Source organism: Alteromonas sp. 5NW40-0090 (genome assembly GCF_057552975.1).
The window spans coordinates 97580-117924 of record NZ_BAAJLT010000015.1 but is presented as its reverse complement, the minus strand read 5'-3'; the positions used below and the strand labels follow the sequence as shown (position 1 = coordinate 117924).

At 42.4% G+C, this 20345-nt stretch carries 19 protein-coding genes; 8 read left to right on the top strand and 11 right to left on the bottom strand.

Annotation, left to right across the window (positions count from 1 at the left end; translation table 11 throughout):
• Nucleotides 1–175: 175 nt before the first annotated feature.
• Together AC27KT_RS17965 and AC27KT_RS17960 are read right to left on the bottom strand one after the other, a co-directional pair.
• Complete coding sequence (locus tag AC27KT_RS17965; protein ID WP_487132207.1) at nt 176–1594, bottom strand: sugar porter family MFS transporter; 1419 nt, start codon at nt 1592–1594, stop codon at nt 176–178.
• 29 nt (nt 1595–1623) lie between these two features.
• Complete coding sequence (locus AC27KT_RS17960) at nt 1624–2838, bottom strand: XylR family transcriptional regulator (protein WP_487132205.1); 1215 nt, start codon at nt 2836–2838, stop codon at nt 1624–1626.
• A 171-nt stretch (nt 2839–3009) separates the two neighbouring features.
• Between AC27KT_RS17960 and xylB the strand changes: the two genes are divergently transcribed.
• A complete protein-coding gene (gene xylB / locus AC27KT_RS17955) occupies nt 3010–4470 on the top strand; it encodes a xylulokinase (RefSeq protein WP_487132203.1) in 1461 nt (486 codons plus the stop codon).
• A 72-nt stretch (nt 4471–4542) separates the two neighbouring features.
• Nucleotides 4543–5862: a xylose isomerase gene (xylA, locus tag AC27KT_RS17950; protein ID WP_487132200.1), complete on the top strand. Its 1320-nt coding sequence runs from the start codon at nt 4543–4545 to the stop codon at nt 5860–5862.
• 104 nt (nt 5863–5966) lie between these two features.
• On the opposite strand, the gene AC27KT_RS17945 is transcribed toward xylA, so the two are convergent.
• Complete coding sequence (locus AC27KT_RS17945) at nt 5967–6281, bottom strand: cupin domain-containing protein (RefSeq protein ID WP_131094903.1); 315 nt, start codon at nt 6279–6281, stop codon at nt 5967–5969.
• A gap of 63 nt (nt 6282–6344) precedes the next feature.
• Nucleotides 6345–8402: a multiheme c-type cytochrome gene (locus tag AC27KT_RS17940; protein WP_456252724.1), complete on the bottom strand. Its 2058-nt coding sequence runs from the start codon at nt 8400–8402 to the stop codon at nt 6345–6347.
• A 317-nt stretch (nt 8403–8719) separates the two neighbouring features.
• On the opposite strand from AC27KT_RS17940, the gene AC27KT_RS17935 reads away from it, so the two are divergent.
• Nucleotides 8720–9358, top strand: a complete 639-nt coding sequence (locus tag AC27KT_RS17935) for an RpiB/LacA/LacB family sugar-phosphate isomerase (protein ID WP_456252725.1) — start codon at nt 8720–8722, stop codon at nt 9356–9358.
• 54 nt (nt 9359–9412) lie between these two features.
• On the opposite strand, the gene AC27KT_RS17930 is transcribed toward AC27KT_RS17935, so the two are convergent.
• Nucleotides 9413–9883 carry a potassium transporter TrkG gene (locus AC27KT_RS17930; protein ID WP_456252726.1) on the bottom strand — a complete coding sequence of 157 codons (471 nt, stop codon included), beginning with the start codon at nt 9881–9883 and terminating at the stop codon, nt 9413–9415.
• Nucleotides 9884–10655: 772 nt separating this feature from the next.
• On the opposite strand from AC27KT_RS17930, the gene AC27KT_RS17925 reads away from it, so the two are divergent.
• Nucleotides 10656–13808, top strand: coding sequence for a TonB-dependent receptor (locus tag AC27KT_RS17925; RefSeq protein WP_456252727.1), 3153 nt, complete (start codon nt 10656–10658; stop codon nt 13806–13808).
• 150 nt (nt 13809–13958) lie between these two features.
• Nucleotides 13959–14282 (top strand): helix-turn-helix domain-containing protein, encoded by a 324-nt coding sequence (locus tag AC27KT_RS17920; protein ID WP_487132196.1) that lies wholly within the window; start codon nt 13959–13961, stop codon nt 14280–14282.
• A 32-nt stretch (nt 14283–14314) separates the two neighbouring features.
• Here the strand turns inward: AC27KT_RS17920 and AC27KT_RS17915 are convergent, their stop codons facing one another.
• The 3 genes from AC27KT_RS17915 to AC27KT_RS17905 form a co-directional block, all read right to left on the bottom strand.
• Nucleotides 14315–14566 carry a hypothetical protein gene (locus AC27KT_RS17915; protein ID WP_456252728.1) on the bottom strand — a complete coding sequence of 84 codons (252 nt, stop codon included), beginning with the start codon at nt 14564–14566 and terminating at the stop codon, nt 14315–14317.
• On the bottom strand, nt 14541–14843 hold the full coding sequence (locus tag AC27KT_RS17910; RefSeq protein WP_456252729.1) for a hypothetical protein: 303 nt from the start codon (nt 14841–14843) through the stop codon (nt 14541–14543). Before AC27KT_RS17910 ends, AC27KT_RS17915 begins: the two co-directional genes overlap by 26 nt.
• A 129-nt stretch (nt 14844–14972) precedes the next feature.
• Entirely contained in the window at nt 14973–15233 is a 261-nt protein-coding gene (locus tag AC27KT_RS17905) for a hypothetical protein (RefSeq protein ID WP_015068532.1), read from the bottom strand.
• Nucleotides 15234–16026: 793 nt separating this feature from the next.
• Between AC27KT_RS17905 and AC27KT_RS17900 the strand changes: the two genes are divergently transcribed.
• Nucleotides 16027–16158, top strand: coding sequence for a hypothetical protein (locus AC27KT_RS17900; protein WP_258312652.1), 132 nt, complete (start codon nt 16027–16029; stop codon nt 16156–16158).
• Nucleotides 16159–16197: 39 nt separating this feature from the next.
• Here AC27KT_RS17900 and AC27KT_RS17895 read toward each other — a convergent pair whose 3' ends face one another.
• From AC27KT_RS17895 to AC27KT_RS17885, 3 genes are all read right to left on the bottom strand, one after another.
• Nucleotides 16198–17481: a type II toxin-antitoxin system HipA family toxin gene (locus tag AC27KT_RS17895; protein ID WP_456252730.1), complete on the bottom strand. Its 1284-nt coding sequence runs from the start codon at nt 17479–17481 to the stop codon at nt 16198–16200.
• 2 nt (nt 17482–17483) lie between these two features.
• Entirely contained in the window at nt 17484–17858 is a 375-nt protein-coding gene (locus AC27KT_RS17890; RefSeq protein ID WP_456252731.1) for a helix-turn-helix domain-containing protein, read from the bottom strand.
• 253 nt (nt 17859–18111) lie between these two features.
• On the bottom strand, nt 18112–18336 hold the full coding sequence (locus tag AC27KT_RS17885) for a hypothetical protein (RefSeq protein WP_131137639.1): 225 nt from the start codon (nt 18334–18336) through the stop codon (nt 18112–18114).
• Nucleotides 18337–18693: 357 nt separating this feature from the next.
• On the opposite strand from AC27KT_RS17885, the gene AC27KT_RS17880 reads away from it, so the two are divergent.
• The gene (locus AC27KT_RS17880; RefSeq protein ID WP_456252733.1) at nt 18694–18999 is read left to right on the top strand and encodes a hypothetical protein; all 306 of its coding nucleotides are present in this window, start codon (nt 18694–18696) and stop codon (nt 18997–18999) included.
• 1072 nt (nt 19000–20071) lie between these two features.
• Entirely contained in the window at nt 20072–20290 is a 219-nt protein-coding gene (locus tag AC27KT_RS17875) for an ATP synthase subunit B family protein (protein ID WP_456252734.1), read from the top strand.
• Nucleotides 20291–20345 lie beyond the last annotated feature (55 nt).

The following is a 20345-nucleotide window of genomic DNA, read 5'->3' as shown; positions in this document are numbered from 1 at the left end:
AGCACTTTCAATATGTAAGGGCTTTGACGTAACTAACTACTTGAGAGCTGCTATCAAAATTCTCTTACGGTGTCACAAGTTTTATTTAGAAAGAGTAGTAACTAGGTGCCAGCAAGCATTCACTGAGGCACCTGTTTAACTAAATTGCAGAAGCCTAATTCTTTAGGACAGGTAATTAGCCCTTCATTTCTTCAAGCTCTACGCCTCTAGTCTCATAGACATAACGTATAACAAATACAATCGACAGCAGTGAGAAAAGCGCATAAAGGCCGTAAGCTCCTGCGAGCCCTATACCGGCAAGCAACATTGGGAATGACCAAGTTATTAGAAAGTTTGTTGACCACTGGACTAAACCACTAACAGCAAGGCCTGAACCTCTTATCTGATTTGGAAACATTTCTCCTAACATTACCCACATTACAGGCCCCCATGAGAAGTTAAAGCAGAAAACATAAAGGTTCGCTGCAATCAAGGCTATTGGGCCCCATTCGTTTAGAGATAATTTTCCATCAACAGACTGTTCAGCATTTAAAAAGGCAATGGCGACCACGGCAAGCGTAACTGTCATGCCAATAGACCCCCACTTTAATAACGGTTTACGGCCCACTTTGTCGATCACGGCGAGGGCGACAATACATGCTGCTATGCTTATAGCCCCACTTATAACGTTTATTAATAATGCGTCAGACTCAGAAAAACCTACTGCTTGCCATAGTACGGCTCCATAGTAAAAAACAACGTTTATACCCACGAGTTGCTGCAGCGCAGCTAAACCAATTCCAATCCATACTATAGATTTCAGCTTCCCTGAGCTTTTATCAATTAAATCCTTTAACTGAGGCTTATGATCGTCAGACAGTGATGCCTCTATTTCTGTGAGTTTATGCTGCGCTTGTTGTCCATAAAGCTTGCTTAGTACCGAACTTGCCTCCCCAGTTTTCTGCTTGACTACTAAAAAACGAGGACTCTCAGGAATGAAAAGAAGCATTATGAAAAAAAGCGACGCCGGCACTATCTCCATCCAGAACATCCAGCGCCAAGCTTCAAAATCCAACCACAGTTTTTGAGTAGACCCTGATGCAATATCAGCAAGAAAATAGTTACTGAGAAATGCTGTGAAAAGGCCCCCTATAATAGCTATTTGTTGAATTGAAGCGAGCATACCTCTGTATTTTGCGGGTGATACTTCTGCGATGTACGCGGGCGCCATTACAGAAGCGGCGCCTACAGCAAGACCTCCGATAATTCGATAAAGAACAAACTCGACACTGTTTGTTGCAACACCTGAACCCCACGCACTTATTAAAAAGAAAATAGCCGCAACGAGTAGTAGAGACTTGCGGCCATATTGATCTGCTAAGCGTCCAGCAAAAAAAGCGCCGACAGCACAGCCTAAAAGCATACTGGATACATTAAAACCCGTGCCTACACTTTCAGAATTGAAAGCGGTTTGTAGCCCATCAACAGTGCCATTTATCACGCCACTGTCGAATCCGAAAAGGAACCCTCCTATCGTCGCTACAATAGTTATGAAGAGAATAAATCCAGTGTTTGTCGATTCACTGGAAGTATCATTGGTTAACGTTGTGTCCATATTGTTTTCTCTATTGTTGTGGTCCTAATCTAGGAGATGTTGATAACCGAACTTTCTGATTCACTTTCTAAATAATCAGGTTGCGCTGCTTGGCGGTACTCAACAGGAGTTTGGTCAAAGTGTTTACGAAAAAGCGCATACATATATTGAACAGAAGGATAGCCACAGCGCTTTGCTATTTCGCTACTGTGCGCGTCAGTCTCCTTTAGCATTCTGCATGCTCTGTTTAATTTTTCATTGTGTATTTCGGTGTGAATACTATGACCCCGCTCTTCTTTAAATCGGGCCTCTAAGTTAGACCTTGAAATGCCTACGTGGTCCAGCACTTGGTCAACTTTTATACCCTTACAAGCATTCATTCTTATAAAATGCGAGGCTTGCATTACAAGAGGGTCTTTGATGGCTTTAAACTCTGTTGACTGCCTCTCTGCTACGGTAACGGGGGGGACGAGTAACTGGGTGTTCTTAGGCGCGTGCCCTTTTAGTTGCCTGTGAAGTAGCTTCGCAGCTTGAAAACCCATTTCGAGACAACCTTGTCTGACAGAGGACAAACTAACTCGGCTCAAGAATCGCGTAAGTTCATCGTCATCGATACCAATAACGGCAAATCGCTCTGGAATCAGTAGGTCTAAATGGTCACATGCTTGGAGTAGATGCCTAGCACGGGAATCTGTAACCGCTACAATCCCGGTAGGCGCAGGCAAACTTTTAAGCCAATCGGTAAGCCTCTTTTGAGAATATTGCCAAGTCTCGGCCCTCACAGCATGACCACGATATACATAACACTCATATCCATGCTGCTTAGTAAGAGCTAACATCGCGTTTTCGCGCTCTTGCGCCCATCGCTGCCCTTCACTAATTGGACTGCCATAGAACGCAAACCTTTCTATACCCTTTTGGCGTAAGTGTTCAAATGCGGCTTCTACGAGCGCAAAGTTATCCGTGGCAACATAGGGCACATTGGGGTAATTGCTTTTGTCTTGATAAGAACCCCCTACGCCAACAACTGGTACAGATGTACTAGTCAATGCGCGCTCTATCGCAGGGTTATCGAAGTCGGCAATTATGCCGTCACCGCGCCACTCATCTAAATGCTCCAGCCGAGTTAAGAAATCTTCTTCTAAATACAAATCCCAATCTGCATCTGATGTTTGGAGGTACCGCCCAATCCCTTCGATAATTTGTCTGTCGAATATCTTACTCGCATTCAGAAGTAGCGTAATACTGTGCGCTTTTTCGAACATGTTAGCTTCCTACGTATAAACAAATTACGTAACGTTTATTATGATTATTTGTTTAGCGATACTAAACCAGGATGTTGTAATTAACAAAACGATTACAAAATTTCGTAATTGATATAAACGCTTTTAGTAATCAACATTTGTACATCAGCGCTTATTGTATGAGAAATGTCGATGTACATAGGAATAGACTTAGGCACCTCTGGTGTGAAAACTGTGTTAACCAACGAAGCTGGAGCGGTTGTTTATTCAGTAAGCCGTCCGCTTAGCGTATCTATGCCGTATCCTCTCTGGTCGGAGCAGGATCCTAATGATTGGTGGCAAGCTACCTGTGACTGTCTTGATGAGTTGAGTGATAAGAACAATCTATCTTCCGTTAAAGGAATTGGCCTAAGCGGTCAAATGCATGGTGCGACGCTGCTGGATAGCGAGGGGAGCGTTTTAAGACCCGCAATATTGTGGAACGACGGTCGAAGTAGCGATGAGTGTAAAGAGCTAACTCGTTTAGTGCCAGACTCATCTATCCGTACCGGCAACCTCATAATGGCAGGTTTCACTGCCCCCAAAATTCTTTGGGTAAGAAAAAATGAGCCTGAAATCTTTTCTAAAATAGACAAGGTTCTACTTCCGAAAGATTTTTTGAGGTACCAGCTTACCGGGGAGTTTGGGTCTGATATGTCGGATGCTGCCGGTACCGTTTGGCTTAATACCGAGTCTCGTAGTTGGGATGAAGAACTATTAAAAGCCTGCGGCCTGAGCATCGATAACATGCCTTCTCTTTATGAGGGCAGCAGTATTACAGGGCACTTAAAAGACTCACTAGAGGCACGCTGGGGAATGCAGGATGTCGTTATTGCTGGTGGTGCTGGCGATAACGCCGCTGGTGCAATTGGGTGTGGAATTTATGAGCTTGGTCACGCAATGCTATCGCTTGGAACATCAGGTGTATATTTCGCGGTAACTGATCGATTCACCGTAAATACTGCTCAGGCTGTTCACAGTTTCTGCCATGCTATTCCTAATCGTTGGCATATGATGTCGGTTATGCTCAGCGCGGCGAGTTGCTTAGACTGGTATGCAAAGCAAAGTGGTTATGCTGATGTTGGGTCTATGATCGACGATGTACAGAAAAATACAAGCCACCACGACACTCAAACACCTGTTTTTCTCCCATATTTAACGGGCGAAAGAACACCTCATAATAACCCTTCAGCTAAGGCCGCATTTTTTGGGGTATCGGCATCGACTGAGCGGGTTCATATGGCACGAGCTGTCATAGAAGGGGTTTCGATGGCACTTGCTGACGGCATTGACGCGGTGCATCAAAGTGGTGTCACTGCAAAGTCAATAAGCCTTATAGGTGGAGGCGCAAGAAGTACTTTCTGGCGTCAGCTCCTCAGCGATATCAGCGGTTACGAACTGGAGTACAGAGAGGGCGGGGATGTTGGTCCGGCTCTTGGGGCAGCTCGACTGGCACAATTAGCTGCCAATCCGGATGCCGACCTTTCAGACATATGCTTTAAGCCAAAGCTTGAGGCGACATACACACCAAACAAAAAGATTCATGACAATTACCTCAATAAGCGGCAGAAGTTTAGAGAATTGTACTACGCCGTCGAGACATTTTATTCGTAATGTTGCGGTTTGAGGTAAAAACTGTAAGTGACTGTTACGTATCAATATGGTGCGGACTACAAAGGAAATACTATGAGCAATTATTTTGAAAGCATTCCTTCTATACAATATGAAGGGCCAGATTCAACGAACCCTCTTTCATTTAAGCACTATAACCCTAAAGAGGTAATCGGTGGCAAAACAATGGAAGAGCACCTTCGTTTTGCCGTGTGCTACTGGCATAATTTCTGTTGGGATGGCGCAGATGTATTTGGGGGTGGCACGTTCGACAGACCTTGGCTAGCAGCAGGCGATCCCATGGAGCGAGCCAAACAAAAAGCCGATGTAGCGTTTTCATTTTTCGAAAAGTTGGGAGCGCCATTTTATTGTTTTCACGATATTGACGTAGCACCAGAAGGCGATTCTATCCAAGATTACATTCGCAATTTTGGGGAAATGACAGAAGTTTTAGCACGTAAGCAAGAAGAAACGGGTATGAAACTCCTGTGGGGAACTGCTAACGTATTTAGCCATCCTCGCTATATGTCTGGCGCGGCAACTAACCCAAATCCAGAAATCTTCACCCGGGCCGCTACCCAAGTTTACCATGCGATGAATGCGACCAAAGCCCTCGGTGGCGCAAACTACGTTTTATGGGGAGGCCGTGAAGGCTATGAAACCCTATTAAACACTGACCTAAAGCGCGAGCGTCAACAATTTGGTCGCTTTATGAATATGGTTGTTGAGCACAAGTACAAAATTGGTTTTGATGGGTTATTGTTGATTGAGCCAAAACCTCAAGAACCTACGAAGCACCAATATGATTATGATACAGCAACGGTTTATGGCTTCTTGAAAGAATTTGGTTTAGAAAAAGAGTTCGCTGTAAATATTGAAGCCAACCACGCGACCTTGTCTGGCCACTCTTTCCATCATGAAGTGGCTACGGCATTCGCGCTTGATATTTTCGGTTCAATTGATGCAAACCGTGGTGATCCGCAGCTTGGTTGGGATACCGATCAGTTTCCTAATTCAGTAGAAGAAATGACACTTATTTGTTACGAAATTCTGAAAAACGGCGGTTATACGTCGGGCGGATTCAATTTCGATACAAAATTAAGACGTCAAAGCCTCGATGCTGAAGATCTCTTCCTAGGCCATATTGGCGGCATGGACACGTGTGCACTAGGTTTGAAGAAAGCTTACGAACTGCTATCCAACGGCGTGTTAGATAGCAGCGTTAAGAGCCGCTATGCGGAATGGAACTCAGCGTTCGGAAGAGAAATTTTAGACGGTAATATGTCGCTAGAGTCCTTAGCTGAACATGCGAAAGTCAAATCTTTCGACCCTAAACCCGTGTCAGGTAAGCAAGAAGGGCTAGAAAACATAGTGAATCAGCTTATCTATAAATAATGCTCTAAATTGAGTTTTATTTACGCCTGATGAAGAGTCAGGACCCATAAAGACCCTCACTTTTGAGGGTCTTTTACTTTTCCCATAAATTTAGCTTTTCGTTTTTACAAGAAGTCTTCCCGCATTGGGCTAAACATGTCAATGAGGATCCCACCGGTTTCTGTAGTGGTACCGTGCTCGACATGTGGATCGATCACGCAGCTATCTCCTGCCTTCAATACCTTGAGCTTACCGTCAATGACGAAGTTGAATTCACCTTCTTCGCAGTAAACAATTTGTGTATGACGATGGCTGTGGGCGTAACCTTCTGCGCCTTTTTCAAACCACACTTTCACGGCCATAGCATCGTCATTGTATGCGAGTATCTGACGCTTGATACCGCCGCCCATATCTTCAACAACACCTAACTTTTCAGACATTTCAGTTTTCCTTCTTAAAGTGTTTTAACGATAAATTACGTGATTTCTACGCATTTACGGACGCTAGATTTTCTCTAGTTCTTTTCTAAAGTATGTAAATTCACCGTTGAGCCCCATTTTTTGGGATAAAGTCAATCCGAGTTGTAGCAATTCGTATCGATCTTCCACGTTAGGGATTCGTGCTTTTAGCAACTCAATAGCTCGATTGGTATTACCTGCTTTGTCTAGCGCTAAGGCCAAAATATACAGATAGTTGCTGTTTGTCGGCTCGATATCGGTGGCAGTGTTAAAATGCGTTATTGCGGCACTTAAATCTTGGCTGCGTATTAAGCGCATTCCTTCTGCATAGTGCATCAACGGTGAGTGTTGATTGGCATTTAGGCCTTCCTCAAGTGTTGCTGCCTCTAAAGCGCTATCTCCCAAAGAGCGGTATAAATTTGCTAGGTTTATGTAATTAGGCTCAAAGAAGGGGTCTCGGGATATACCAGCCTTAAGAAAATCTTTTGCTTTTTCAAAGTTACCTTGATTAGCTTGAATAAGACTAGCGTTTAAGTTTCCTTCACCGCGCCAGAGGTTCTGCCCAGATGCTTCGTATAACTCGTCTAATACTTTTGCGGAAATAATGGCTACTTCCCCTGAAGCTATTAGCTGTTCAGCAGCCGAAACTCTAACCGCTTTAAATTCATCCGCTAAAAGCGCTTTTAGAAGCTCGACGCGTCTGTGTTTATCAACAAGAAATGAAATATCGGAAAATGCTAGACGAACTAGCGGGCTCTCGTCATTGGCCAGCATTTTGGCATACTTGTACGCTAGAGTTTGAACTGAAGCGGGAAGCAGTGAAACGACAGTCGCTCGTTTTATATCAGGCAGTGCTTTGTTTTTTGCTAAGGAAAAGTGACTATTGAGTGTCAAGGTGTCGCCACTTAGCAATACCATATATTGCATTTCAGCAGGGTGTGAAGGCGCTGATGGGCCATGCCACTCGTCGATTTTGTCTTGCGCCCATTGTGGGCCTTTGTCTTCGTGGCAGCTGTTACAGGCGTTAGGCGTGCCAAACTTTTCAGTTAGGTGCGGTGCTGGAATCTTGAAACTATGATCTCTTCGTTTATCAACGCCCATGTAAGTATTCGTAGGCATATGACAATTTACACATTTTGAGCCCTGACTATTGGGTTCGTGCTTATGATGCTCGACGTCATCATATGCTGTTGCTTTGTGGCACTGTAAACAGAGGCCATTTCCTTCGACTTTCACTTTCGCAGTATGCGGGTTGTGACAGTCGTTACAGTTCACGCCGGCCTCAAACATTTTGCTCTGTAAAAATGAACCATAAACGTACACTTCATCCTGTATCTGGCCATCAACATGATATTGCGGGGTAGTCAGCAAAGCGGGTTTAAATTGCGACAAGAAAGGTTCAAATGGTGTGATACTGTCGGTGAGTGGCGTGCGAAGTGAATGGCACGCAAAACAGCGTTCCATGAAACTATTGTCGCGATTTGGGCCTTCCCATGTGGCTATTTTTTTGTCTTTACCTAACAGCCAGTTGCCAATATCTTGCTGTTCGCTCTCAGAAAGAACCGTGTGAGAGGAGCGGTTACCAGCATAATGATTGTCGTCAACGTGACCATGGCAAGATTGACAAGAAACGTTTATCTCATTCCACACCGTATTGAATGTGTCTTTTTCACTGTCGTAGTTTCTTTTTAATCCTGAAGAGTGACAGTCGGCACACATACCATTCCAATTTTGTAAAGGCTGAAGCCAATGCAGCCTGTCCTGCCTGGCTATCTCCTCGTCGGGATATATGGGGTACCATTTTTGACCGCCGTTCGACTTATCTCTTGAGTCCCATGCAAATGGAAAGACCTGCATTTTTCCCTGCTCAGTTTTGATAAGGTATTCCTGAAGAGGAAAGTGACCGAACACATAGCTGACTTCGTAAACCCTCGGTTCTGTTTTATCTTCTTGAAACTTTATAAAGAACTTTTTACCTTTTTTATAGAATGTGGCTTTTTGATTGAAATGTTCAAACGTAATGTCATTAAAGTCGCCTAAAACCGTGTTTTCTGAGGCGATAGCCATCGCTTTGCTGTGGTCTGATTCGAGCCAATCGGTCAACTCCTTCTCATGACAAGCACCACACTGGTTCGCCTCGTTCGCAAAAGAACTGAATGAAATACTTATGAGAGTGAGTAAAAAGCACAGTCGTAACATTAATTAAGAAAGCCAAAATCAATAAAATACAATCATAAAATATCACGGTAGAAGTACGATCGCTAACATTCGATTAACTTTCATTCTCTTGTCACGTATATAAAGCGCGAAATAAGGTAAATTCAAAAACGAATGAGATTACGATTTAACTTAATATGCTTATTAATGACAGATAAAGATGATATCATCAGTTTGAAATTCAACTTTATTCAGGAGTAGTCATGAAGATTGCCTTAATGATGGAAAATAGCCAAGCGGCGAAGAACCCTGTAATTCTTAAAGAATTGACGTCTGTGGCCGACTCGCTAGGACATAGTGTTCATAATGTAGGTATGGAAAGTGAAACCGATCATCACTTAACTTACGTACACCTTGGGATTATGGCCGGCGTTCTTTTGAACTCTGGCGCTGTAGACTTCGTTATCGCTGGCTGCGGTACCGGGCAGGGCGCCATGATGTCTTTGAATGCGCAACCTGGTGTTTTCTGTGGTTATTGTATCGACCCTTCTGATGCCTTTTTGTTTAACCAAGTAAATAACGGTAATGCGTTAGCGCTTCCTTTTGCGAAAGGTTTTGGTTGGGGAGCTGAGCTGAACGCCCGTTATATTTTCGAAAAGGCTTTTACTGGCGAGCGCGGAGCTGGTTATCCGGTTGAAAGACGCGAGCCTCAAGTGCGCAATGCAGGTATCCTGTCAGAGCTAAAAGCGGCATTGGCATGCGACGACTATGTCGATACATTGAAGAAAATTGATCAGGAATTGGTAAAAGTTGCAGTGTCTGGTGAGCGCTTTCAAAAGTGCTTGTTTGAAAATGGCAAAGACGAATCTATCAAGTCATACATCAAAACGCTCGTATCGTAAGTCAACTGTAGGCAGTGTAAGGCGTGGACAATACGCCTTACACTGTTTTTATTCTTATCCAACGGGTAGCGTACTACTTGGATACTTGATTTTTTTCTGACGAGGGCTAGCAAGAGAATACGCAATGGTCAGTGGACCCAATCGGCCAATAAACATCAGAAATATGATAACAAGGCCTCCAGCATCAGATAACTCTCCGGTTAAACCGCGTGATAATCCTACGGTACCTAAAGCCGATATAGCCTCAAAAATAATATCTATAAACGCCGCGTTTTCTGTCATCGATAAAATAAATATAGTAAGCCATGCGATTACAGTGGGCATTAACGTAAGCGCCAATGCTTTTCCTCTCGTTTGATTTGATAACGCACAACCAAATATCGCGGGAGAAGGATCGCTTCGTAGATAACTGTAGGCCGACATAATAAGAACAATAAAGGTGACAAGCTTAATGCCACTGGCGTCACTCATAGAGTCGATTGTTGTTGATAAAGGGGGACGCACGCCGTGAGAAACTGGTTTCAATACGTTTGCTTGGAGCTTTGCTTTGCGAGGAGCTGTTTGAAGTCTTTTGTAAGAAGCCCTAAATTTGCAGGTAAGTGTGGCTGCTATGAGAAAGGCCGCTACAATTATCCTATCGTCAAAGTTTGTCATACGGACGGAGTAAAATGGCTATGTAAATAAAAAGTTAAAACTAAAAGCGCCTATCAGAGCTGTAATTAGACCATTTGAGCGTGCAAAAAGAAGTGAGCAGAAACAGCACCTAGTTGGAGCATGAAAAATGCTCCTTCAGTACAAAAACACCCATTATGGCTACCGTTATTATGCTAACTCGCATTCGATAGAGCGCCTGCAAAAATTAAACGGCCTATAGAAACGTATCAGGGCTGATAATAAATTACGCGTAAAAATTGCTTGAAACTGTACTACCCCCAGTTTGTGAACGATACCCTCTAACTATTCCCAATGATTATTTATGACAAAATATGGTTGCTTGGTTTTTTCTTTGCTCATTGGAAAGGCTAGTTGATTTGGATTTTCATTAAGTATTTGTTTTAAATTAAATTAATTCTATTTGTGAATTTTTTTTATGTACTAAATCCAATCTTTACGAGAGTTTTTTTACATTTTTAATCCTAAAGTATAATATTTAATTTCATTATTTAGACTCATTTTGACTGAAAATGACTTGAAAGAATTTAATATGATGTTAATGTTATGTTTAATTAAAGGGGAGGCCCCTTTCGCGCACGAGTATTTTAAGGCACACACGATCAACACACTTAAGGTAAAACCGATGGCTACCAAAAAACAAACCAAATCGGCAACTAAAGTCAAGACTATAGTCGCAAGCTCAGCCGCTGCACTAATGATGGTTAGTTCTCCAACTCTATTGGCACAGGAAGTAAAAACAGCGCTCGATAGCGCAAACTCTGCTCAAAGCGCAGAAGAAAATGCAATTGATGAATCAGACGTAGAGATAATTGAAGTTTCAGGGTTTAGAGGCGCTCTAGAACAATCTTTATTCACTAAAAGAAGTGCTGACTCTGTTGTCGACGCCATTTCGCCATCGGACATGGAATTACTCCCAGCTCTTGATTTAGGTGAAGCGTTGCAGGCTCTGCCTGGTATCCAATTAAATCGCGATGATGGAACCCGAGATGGTGAAATCAGTCTTCGCGGTCTTCCGGGTAGTTTTGTTCTTACCACTGCCGGTGGACAGTCAATTGCAACACCAAGTCGTAGTGAAAGTGATGCGGGTGTCGCCAATCCATTCGGTGCTTTCGAAGCGGGTATATTCGATGGTGTTAACGTAATTAAAAGTCCTACTGCCGATTTACAAGTGGGTGGCATAGCTGGGATTGTAGATCTCAAATTCCAAAGAGCATTAAGTAAAAAAGATAATTTCTTAAAAGTTGATTTGGGGACTCGATACGAGGATCTATCAGATGAGTTTAACAAAACCTATAGATTTCAGGGTGTTAAACATTTTTTAGACGGTCGTCTTGGTATCGCATTCAAAGCAGCTGGCTCAGAACAAAATTATCGCCGCGACACAGTAAATTTCACTGAGTATACCGATTTGGTAACTTTCAATCAGGAAACTGGTGAGCAAACTGGTGTCAGACCTGTAATTAGCCCGGAAGCTATTGATGCTTACCGTGCACAACATGGTTTAGAAGATAACTCACAAATTCGTGTTATTTCTCGTGCTGGCCAGGCTGCTGAAGTGCGAAATGGTGATCGTCACTCAGGGGCGGTAAACATTGAGTTCATGGCTACTGACAGTTTAAAACTTGGATTAGATTATATTTACACTAAACGAACATTAGACCAGAGTAATCTAGAAGACACGCAGTTTCTTCTTCGCCGCCAAGCTGATAACGCGCAACAGCAAGTAACATTGATAGGTGCGCCTTCCGCATCAGGCTTCGCCGGACCAGGTGAACCTCAAACTTATACAGTCGGTCATGCCAGTATTACTAATGTTAATTGGCAGCCAGCGAATCGCTTGTTCCAATTCACAGAAGATGCTAAGGGGCTCTTCTTGTATGGCGATTACGTAAAAGACGACTGGAAGATTGACGCCAAATTTTCAAAATCAGAGTCCGAAAACTTCTTTATCAACGAAGGTCTTGACGTGCGTCATTTAGTTGATGGCGCAAGAGGGCGTTTTAATCCGACGGGAATTGATGTAGAAATTAATACAGGTAACGGTGACCTGAACCAGGCTTTCATCAGTGTACTTGATCCATCTGCTCTTAATTCATTTACTTATGATGGTGACTGGAGCTCTCCAAGTATTTCAGCTTTTAACAGTGGTCTAGACCGTTCTGTTAATGGTGATAGACGCGTAGATTTTTATGTAAATGGGCGTGTTGATAACCCAATTCGTGAAATGGACTCTGGAGAGTTCAATGTATTTCGATACACAGACCTTGGATTTAAAGATGTTTTTCGTTTGGACTCCGTCAAAGGTGGTTATCGATATCAAACAGAGGAACTTATCAACAATGATCTCCGTATAGGAGCGGGGGGCATAAATGTTGATGCGTTAACAACAGAGAACTTATTTGGCGATACAAGTCTGTTTGTAGAAAGTCAGGGGGAATTCTTTAATGGTAACTTCCCTGGTGCATTCGGTCCAGGTAATGGCTGGCTAACGTTGAATGCAGAAAGGCTTCGTCCGCTACTTCAAGAAGGCATACAAGATAGATTACCTGGTGCGCAACTGGCGTCACCTACCGGTTGGGCAGTGCGAGAAGCGGGCGGTAGAAACCAATTTTTTGCTCGTAATTTCAGTACCACCCAAGATATCGATGCTGCATATATAATGGGTAATTTCAGCGGTACCTTGGGAGACGTTTTCTACTCGGGCAACTTGGGCTTGCGTCGAGTTGAAACAGAGAATGAGTTTGTTGGTCCTTTTGTTGATGCGAACAACGTCCTCCAGACGCGAACATCTACTAATAGTTATGCGCATAACTTAACGTCGTGGAACATTAAGTTTGAGCTAATTGAGGATGTTATTTTGAGAATGGCGGGTTATGAAGCACTTGTAAGACCAAATCTTCGTAGCCAAAACCCGACTACGATCATAACACCAAGTGAAAATGACGATGGTGATGTGACTGGCGTACGAGTCGATTTACCTGCTTCTGAAGTAGAACCATACACAGCCGATAACTATGACGTATCACTAGAATGGTATAATCGCCAAGGAAGTGCGATCTCTATCGGTTATTTTGAAAAAGAAATTACCGGTTTATTCGGAACGGAACCAATTTGTGGTGACGATATTCCAAGCGATGTCAGTGAAGGGCTTTTCGGGGAAACAGGTTTAGTTGAAGGTAGTGGAACTGGCGGACTTGAATGTCGTGAATTAGCCCCGTTTACAGATTCTCAAGGTAATGTTAATGAGGAAGGCCGTCGTATTACTGTAAACCGTTCGATAAACACTGAAGGCTCTATAGAGGTTTCTGGTTACGAATTAGCAGTTCAACAGAAACTCGATTTTTTGCCCTACCCTTGGAATGGTTTCGGTGGTGTATTCAATTACACGAAAATCAATACCGACGATTCTGAAGACGGAACTACTTTGTTAAGGGTTTCGCCGGAATCATATAACTTGGTTGGTTATTGGGAGAATGATGGAATAAGTATTCGACTATCTTATAACTGGCGTGAAGCGCAGCAGCTCTCGCAAAATATCATTCTCGACGGGACTAACAGTGCATTCTTGGGTACAGATGCGCGATTTGAAACGAGTCGTGGTCGTCTAGATTTGGCTGTAAACTATAATTATAGCAAAAACTTAAGGTTCGATTTCCGTGCATTCAACTTAACTGAAGACCAAGGTTATGAGTATATCGGCGGCAATGAAGATGCTGTTAACCGTATACGTTTCGATGGACGTACCTATAGCTTCAATGTTGGTTATACATTCTAAAGTAAGAATCTTTGATTTTTAAGGCAAAGGCCGAACGCGTAAAAGTGTTTGGCCTTTTTTAACATTAATGGTAAGAAAACTAAAACACCTAATTTAGCGTTTTCTTGAGTTGTGTGATTCATAGACATCGTTTCAATATACTATGGCTCTATGAACAAAGAAATCAAACAACGTTTAAAGTGGATTGAGCTTTACGAAGAAACCGATAATGCGGGCTTACTTTGTCGTCGGTGTGGAATTTCTAAGCCCACTCTTCGAAAATGGTACAAGCGATACAAAGAGAAAGGACTAGACGGCCTACAAGACGTTTCTAGACGCCCGCACAGTTCCCCTAACACCAAAATTGACAATCGAATTGAAGACTGGATTCTCAAACTCAGAAAAGATAGAAAACTTGGTGCCAGAAGAATTCAAAATGAGCGCATTCAGCTATCGAATTATCAGCGTGATCTTCAACTACGAAAAGTGAAATGATGTCTATGAATCACACACTTAATGTTATTAGCTTACTCTGACCAATACTTTTTTTTGAGGTGTAACTTAAGAAGAAAAAATATAAATTGGCGACAGGTAAAACCGGCTACTACAAATAAGGCAACGCCTATCATCCCCTTGCCTTTAAATAACAGGCCAAACAACGCTGCTCCCAAGACCCCAATAAAAATTATGTTAGCTAGCATGCCTAGAGGGTGGGCATTGCTAGCATGGCCTACGATTAACTCAAGTTCCTGCTTATTGGGTTTCATCTTGATTTTCATGCTCCCAGATTCTTTCTAAAATAACTGCTCTTAGAGCATCCGCAGCGCCAGGTGAACTCAGTACGTAGATTCTCTTAGTAGTACAGATGGTCGACACCGTTCGCAGGGTGCTTTTGTCCACGCCGTCGTGCGTGTACTGTTTATCTTGGCAAAAGGCGAAAGGCGGTACTCCAGAAAGCTCTTCAATTATCCGCTCAGGCTCTTTATCTCGACGCTTTTGTGCTTCTTTCAACATTTGCTCATTGAGTGCTCTCAGCCTATCAAGTCCTTTTTTCAAAACAACTCCTACGTTTTCCACTTTCTAATGCTGTTACTGCATAATAGACATTTCTAACTACTCTGCCAGTGATGTCTTATCGACTTAATAAAAGTGGGCATGCTGCAAAATAAAATCTCGGCTATGACTTTACGCCTCAAAAAGCGTCTCAAATGATGCTACGCCGTTCTTACGTAAAAACCTAGCCAAGTTGTCGAGTCGCCATGTTCTAGGTTCGTCTGAGCGCCCATGGCGCATTACATAAGCTATTTCTGTATTGGCATTGATGGCCACGACAAAAAACTTCTGAGGTTCGGTTGGGCTTTCTTGAGCTATAACCTTTGTGATGGATTGAGTTTCCAGCTGTCTAACAAACTCACCTTCTTTTATTCTATAGAACGCGTTGGCCATAATTAACATCTTGGGATATTGTTATCGATATTATGGTGTATTGTTGATTCTTGTAAAGCCCATTCACCCACTATGCCGGTTACTTTTACACTTATGAACTCAACGTGATTTCATCAGCATTAACACTACATGTGCTGTTTTACATAATTTTTGCACACCATATGTCGTGTTTTTATAAAAACGCTTTTTTAAGAATAAATTTATTTTTATGTTTTAGAAATAATTAAAAACGCTTGCAATCCGGATATTTTACGCTTGTATAACGCTAAAAAGTTAGTTGTTACTAACATAAATTTCGTGCCAGTTTAGGTGCTTGAAATACAACCAGAAATTGGGTTGCAATACGACAAAAACCTCACTATCTTGTTTTGTGACGCTGGATATGTGAGCAGGGTGTAAGCGCTGTGACTTTCTAGGGTTGGGAACCGAAAGGCCAGCGGCAACTGGCCTCTCTGAATCGGGACTCATTGTTTAGTAAATGGACCCATGAAGATTATCAATTGGCGTTGGACATCTTCATGCTCAAAGTATCGTAAATGGCTATGAAAAATCAAGAGAGTTAACAAGTAAATTTGTACTTCAACATTACATATTTATAGAACCTTTTGCAGGCCCTGGCGGCTTTAATAAGGATTTCAATGAGTTCCTAATTACTTTAAGTTAGGAGCTAGATAATGGCTTTATTAAGATTTAAGGACACGCCATGTCCTCATAAATATGGCAACATCTGTACACATTCTGAGTTTGAACCATTGGTGTGTGACAAACCCACCGTTACTGGAGGGTTCGAGCTATGAGTGGTAATTACATTGAAGGTAACTACGTGTTTTGTCGCTTTAGACGCAAGAAAAACAGTACAGAGATGTTAGATGCTCATGATTATGGGTATAAAGCGTGGCGTATCCCTATAAAGCGTAAGGGCTAGTAGGGTATCGCATTAGTGGGGGCCGGATAGCCCCCATTTTTATATTCTCACTTTGGACAACACGCCTTCAGCTATCAGATCCCCAGTCTCTTTGTCGAAGTCTTCAGAAGCATCAGCAAAGGTTTTACTCAAAGCAACATCAACATCCGCGTTAAGTGCTTCAATGTAACCCACAGCCAACTCATCATTTATGAACGTCTTAGCTGCATGTGATTTCCAATGTCTCATTTGAATGTCTGCCCAGATGTAATGATTATTTTTAGACATTACCTTCATCGCCATCCGCAGTTCCTTGCGTCTGAATTGGTTTCTGAATGGATACGCTGAAATCACGTCGTAAAGCGGGGTAAGCCAATGGCCAGTATGGTCAAGGTAAACACTGAAGTTCTTTGCGTGGCCATCAATGCCCATCAACAGCCAAAATACGTATTGCGCAAGAAAGAACTGATACATGTCATTTTCGCTATCAGTACTAAAACGCAGTAGATTGGCTATCTCACTCGCACCCGGCCCCCCATTTGCTTCATACTTTGACTGGCCAGCTCTACCAAGTGCTTGGCACATGTCTTCTTGAGTCAGTCGATATATTAGGCCGTCCTCACCTTGCTGCCTATCAAACCGTTCAACCACCAGCGCTTTTTGGTCACCGAAAGTGCGTATATCCGCTTGTGCAACGTTGAATCCCAGGTAACGCATAAATCTCAGGCAGAACCATTCATTATCTACACTGTTTGTTAGCTTTAGCCCGTTTTCTAAATCATGGATTGGCAGTTTGAATATATGGGTTGTTGGAGTGGTACCTAGAGGGCGATGCCATTTTCCTTCATGAAGTGTCAGCGCGGTTTTCTCTTGTGCACCTGCAAGGGATATTCTGAATACGTCATCATCATCCATACCCAGTGTTTTACGTCTTACTGTATTCCTAAGGTGCGCTTCGATATCGGCATGACTCATTGCCTCAAGCTTTAATTCGTCGATCCCATCGACTGGTTCCGGTGTCAAAGAAAGAGAGCCCACGCAATCACGGCCAATCTCACTCAACAAATCCATTGTGTCTGTAGAGTAGGCGCCAACACGGTCAACAATTAACTTACGAATCTCTATGTCGTCCGGCAGTAGGTTGTCGAAGTAAAAGCGCACCAGGTCACCGGTGTGTTTCTTTTTGGTAAGCGGCATCGATAGACTAATTGGGTGTGCGTATTCTGCGGATAGCCACTCATCGTCGTATGTAAATGCATGCGTGGCACCATAGCGCTCGAATGTACCTACGTGCCGGCCATTGATGCCCACTGATAGATTGTTAGTTTTTCTCCTCTTAGCCATAACTATTTCTCAGCTTTATTCTTACTAACAACCACCGGCGTTCTCATTGGCTTACTGACAAACTTACCTGATTCCACTTTTCTTAATGGGCTTTTAACGTCTTTTGGGGCGTTCTGGGGAATACGCTGTCCACCAGCTACTGCTGCTGTCCCATCTGTTTTATGAGTGTTTTGGTTTGTCATATCGACATTGATATTGAGAACGTTTAGAACCATCAGCACAGTACCAAATGACACGCTGGTGGGGTCATTCTCTAATCTCGATACAAAGCGCTGGTCTTTACCAATTTTAGTGGCCAAGTCTGTTTGAGACCACCCTAGCGCCTTGCGTGTAGATGCTATGTAGTGACCTACGTCTTTTGGGGTCTTAATTCTCATTGTTAACTCAATATATTCCATAAGAAGTATATTTATAAATATACCTTATATTGCATATTTTTCAATATTCTCTAAAAGGAATATTGCTCTTTATTCTATATAAAGAATATTTGAGAACGCGGCAAGAAAGAAAGGGCGTTACCTCCACACCGTTATTAAGCGGTTCTGGAGGTAAACAAAGTGAAACGTTGTGATACAACTGAGAGGCAAGGGGGAATATAGCTCCTGTTATCGGAGGTGCTTAAGGCCGGGTTTAGGAATTTGATACTGCTATAAGTTCATTTCTAATCGCGATAAGCAGTTCTTCAGCCTGAATGTTTTGACCTGCGATAATACCCACCAACGTTAACAAATCATCATTGGGCTCGCCACTGCGTACTGAATCGATTACTGCTCTAGCGGCCGCTGGTGGAATTTGCTTACGCGCTTCATTAAGTTGGCTTACCAATTGGTTAACTTGATTAAGTTGCATTGACATAGACCAAAACGTTGGCTTACTGCAACTGTCTGTTATACTTTTTTGTAAGTACTAGCTGGCTCGTTCTTACTAGTCGTGGCATTTAGGCTTTAAGGTGGTGGCATTAATGGATATATCAGTAAACCTAGATTATTTTTGGTGGTTGTTGGCTGCTTTGAGCATAACAGCGGCTGTAATTTTCTCGCTGATTTTTTGTAATAGAAAGGCTCTACAGAGATTAGGGCAACGGTTCTTAGAAGATTAACTCAACAAACGGCTCCTAACTTGGAGCCGTTTTTGTATCAACAATTCCCTCAAATTTGCCAAATTTTGTAGGTGCGCAACGCTATCTCCATCATCAATTATGGAGATTGGGAAATGAAAACAGATTATTGTCTGATGTCGGAATACAGAGACATGGTTGAAAAGGTATCGGCAGTTTATGGGGAGAAGTCTAAAGCTTGTATTAACAACTACATTGATTCTACGCTGATAGAGGAGGTTAGGAAGTGGAAGGTGATATCTGCGTTGTTTCTTTTCTTTGGTATTTTGTTACTTCCTATTCTGTTAGGTCTCCCCTTAATTTTGGGCGGTATAACTCTTTACATTCTGATACCAAAGAAAATGGAGAGTCTAATCGAGCAGTACAGAGTCTTGGTGAAAAACGACAACACCCTAGAATGATCAATAACGCTACCGTTTACTAAACTTCTCTATCTGAAGTCTTGAATCGTTTTGGATCCACTTTAGTTTCTAAAGAGCTAGCCTTACTTGCTTCAGAGATAAGGCTAGCTTTGGAGTGAATTTTGAGAGTAATCACCGAAATCATTCTTCCTCAAGATTAAAACTATCCATAAGGGAATCCAGAGAAATGAAAAGGTCAGCCCCAAAATAAAAGTGTCGTTTAGATGACTTTTTGGCTGAGCAACTGACGGTCTACCGCTATCGCTACTAGACCATCAATCATTATTTAGGTGCTACTTACTATTTTTAGCACTCTTTCAATGCTTATGAATAATACCAGAAATTAGACCCACCAATCGTAGCTCTTCTATATTAGAAAATTTTTTCTATCGTCACTCCTCTACTCCCCCCGTTACTGGACGTCCAGGAACGCCCTCGAAAAGAGCGTCCGGGAACACATATTCTATCTTTCTAAGTTTTTATGCGTGCTGGCTTTACTCCCCACGTTACTGGACGTCCGGGAACGCTTTGTTTTTGTTTTAAAAATTTAAATGGATAACGTGTTTGTACGAAAATTTAGATTCAAATTGGTCCCTATTTTTCTAAGGTAGCTTTACTCCCCCCGTTACTGGACGTCCGGGAACGCTTGTTTGTGTGCAGTGTTTTATGAATATCACAGAAATTTAGAAAGAAATAATGTGGGTTATTAACCGGTACGTAATTCATTACATTAGCCTGAGTGTTTTGAAGCGAAGTGGATTAAAGCAAAACATTGAATACTGCTCTAGAACTACTACAAGAACCCTGATCTTCACTAAATATTTGGCATTTTGCTCCATACGACAATATTGTTGCCGTATGGGGTTCTTATGGAGAGCTTCAGTATTAGATGAGCCTTCAAATACCCCATATGACATTTTTTTGGACATCTGGGGGCTTTGTCTGCTCAGAAAGGCATGAGCGGGAAAAGCGAGTCCCCATATGTATTTTTTTTTGCTTTTTGGGGGATTTCCCTCAAATTTTGAGATTTAAAATGCTCAGTTACTATCAAGTATCAAAATAGGAGTATTTTATGAAACAGAATTCAAACAATGTTATTCCACATGAACCAACTAAGCTTGCTCTTTCAAAAGGAGAAGTTGAGCTTTTAGAAGCTGCTTTCAAAAAGTTGAAGAGGAATAGACTTCTCACTCCCGTACAAAGAAAAATGAAGACCCTCAGGATAGGTGCAAACGCGAGGAGAATATATCAGCAAGTTTTGATAGCGAATGGTGTCAGGTTTAAAGTCTAGAATAAGGCACTCTGGTTATCGCGATAAGTCACATAGCCTATCGATAATCATTATT

Excerpts from the sequence above, each read along its gene's own strand:
- AC27KT_RS17915 (WP_456252728.1), bottom strand. The coding sequence starts at position 14,566 with ATGAAAATCAAGATGAAACCCAATAAGCAGGAACTTGAGTTAATCGTA.
- AC27KT_RS17965 (WP_487132207.1), bottom strand. The coding sequence starts at position 1,594 with ATGGACACAACGTTAACCAATGATACTTCCAGTGAATCGACAAACACT.
- xylA (WP_487132200.1), top strand. The coding sequence starts at position 4,543 with ATGAGCAATTATTTTGAAAGCATTCCTTCTATACAATATGAAGGGCCA.
- xylB (WP_487132203.1), top strand. The coding sequence starts at position 3,010 with ATGTACATAGGAATAGACTTAGGCACCTCTGGTGTGAAAACTGTGTTA.
- AC27KT_RS17905 (WP_015068532.1), bottom strand. The coding sequence starts at position 15,233 with ATGGCCAACGCGTTCTATAGAATAAAAGAAGGTGAGTTTGTTAGACAG.
- AC27KT_RS17880 (WP_456252733.1), top strand. The coding sequence starts at position 18,694 with ATGAAAACAGATTATTGTCTGATGTCGGAATACAGAGACATGGTTGAA.
- AC27KT_RS17925 (WP_456252727.1), top strand. The coding sequence starts at position 10,656 with ATGGCTACCAAAAAACAAACCAAATCGGCAACTAAAGTCAAGACTATA.
- AC27KT_RS17935 (WP_456252725.1), top strand. The coding sequence starts at position 8,720 with ATGAAGATTGCCTTAATGATGGAAAATAGCCAAGCGGCGAAGAACCCT.
- AC27KT_RS17875 (WP_456252734.1), top strand. The coding sequence starts at position 20,072 with ATGAAACAGAATTCAAACAATGTTATTCCACATGAACCAACTAAGCTT.
- AC27KT_RS17960 (WP_487132205.1), bottom strand. The coding sequence starts at position 2,838 with ATGTTCGAAAAAGCGCACAGTATTACGCTACTTCTGAATGCGAGTAAG.
- AC27KT_RS17945 (WP_131094903.1), bottom strand. The coding sequence starts at position 6,281 with ATGTCTGAAAAGTTAGGTGTTGTTGAAGATATGGGCGGCGGTATCAAG.
- AC27KT_RS17890 (WP_456252731.1), bottom strand. The coding sequence starts at position 17,858 with ATGAGAATTAAGACCCCAAAAGACGTAGGTCACTACATAGCATCTACA.
- AC27KT_RS17900 (WP_258312652.1), top strand. The coding sequence starts at position 16,027 with ATGAGTGGTAATTACATTGAAGGTAACTACGTGTTTTGTCGCTTTAGA.
- AC27KT_RS17895 (WP_456252730.1), bottom strand. The coding sequence starts at position 17,481 with ATGGCTAAGAGGAGAAAAACTAACAATCTATCAGTGGGCATCAATGGC.
- AC27KT_RS17885 (WP_131137639.1), bottom strand. The coding sequence starts at position 18,336 with ATGTCAATGCAACTTAATCAAGTTAACCAATTGGTAAGCCAACTTAAT.
- AC27KT_RS17920 (WP_487132196.1), top strand. The coding sequence starts at position 13,959 with ATGAACAAAGAAATCAAACAACGTTTAAAGTGGATTGAGCTTTACGAA.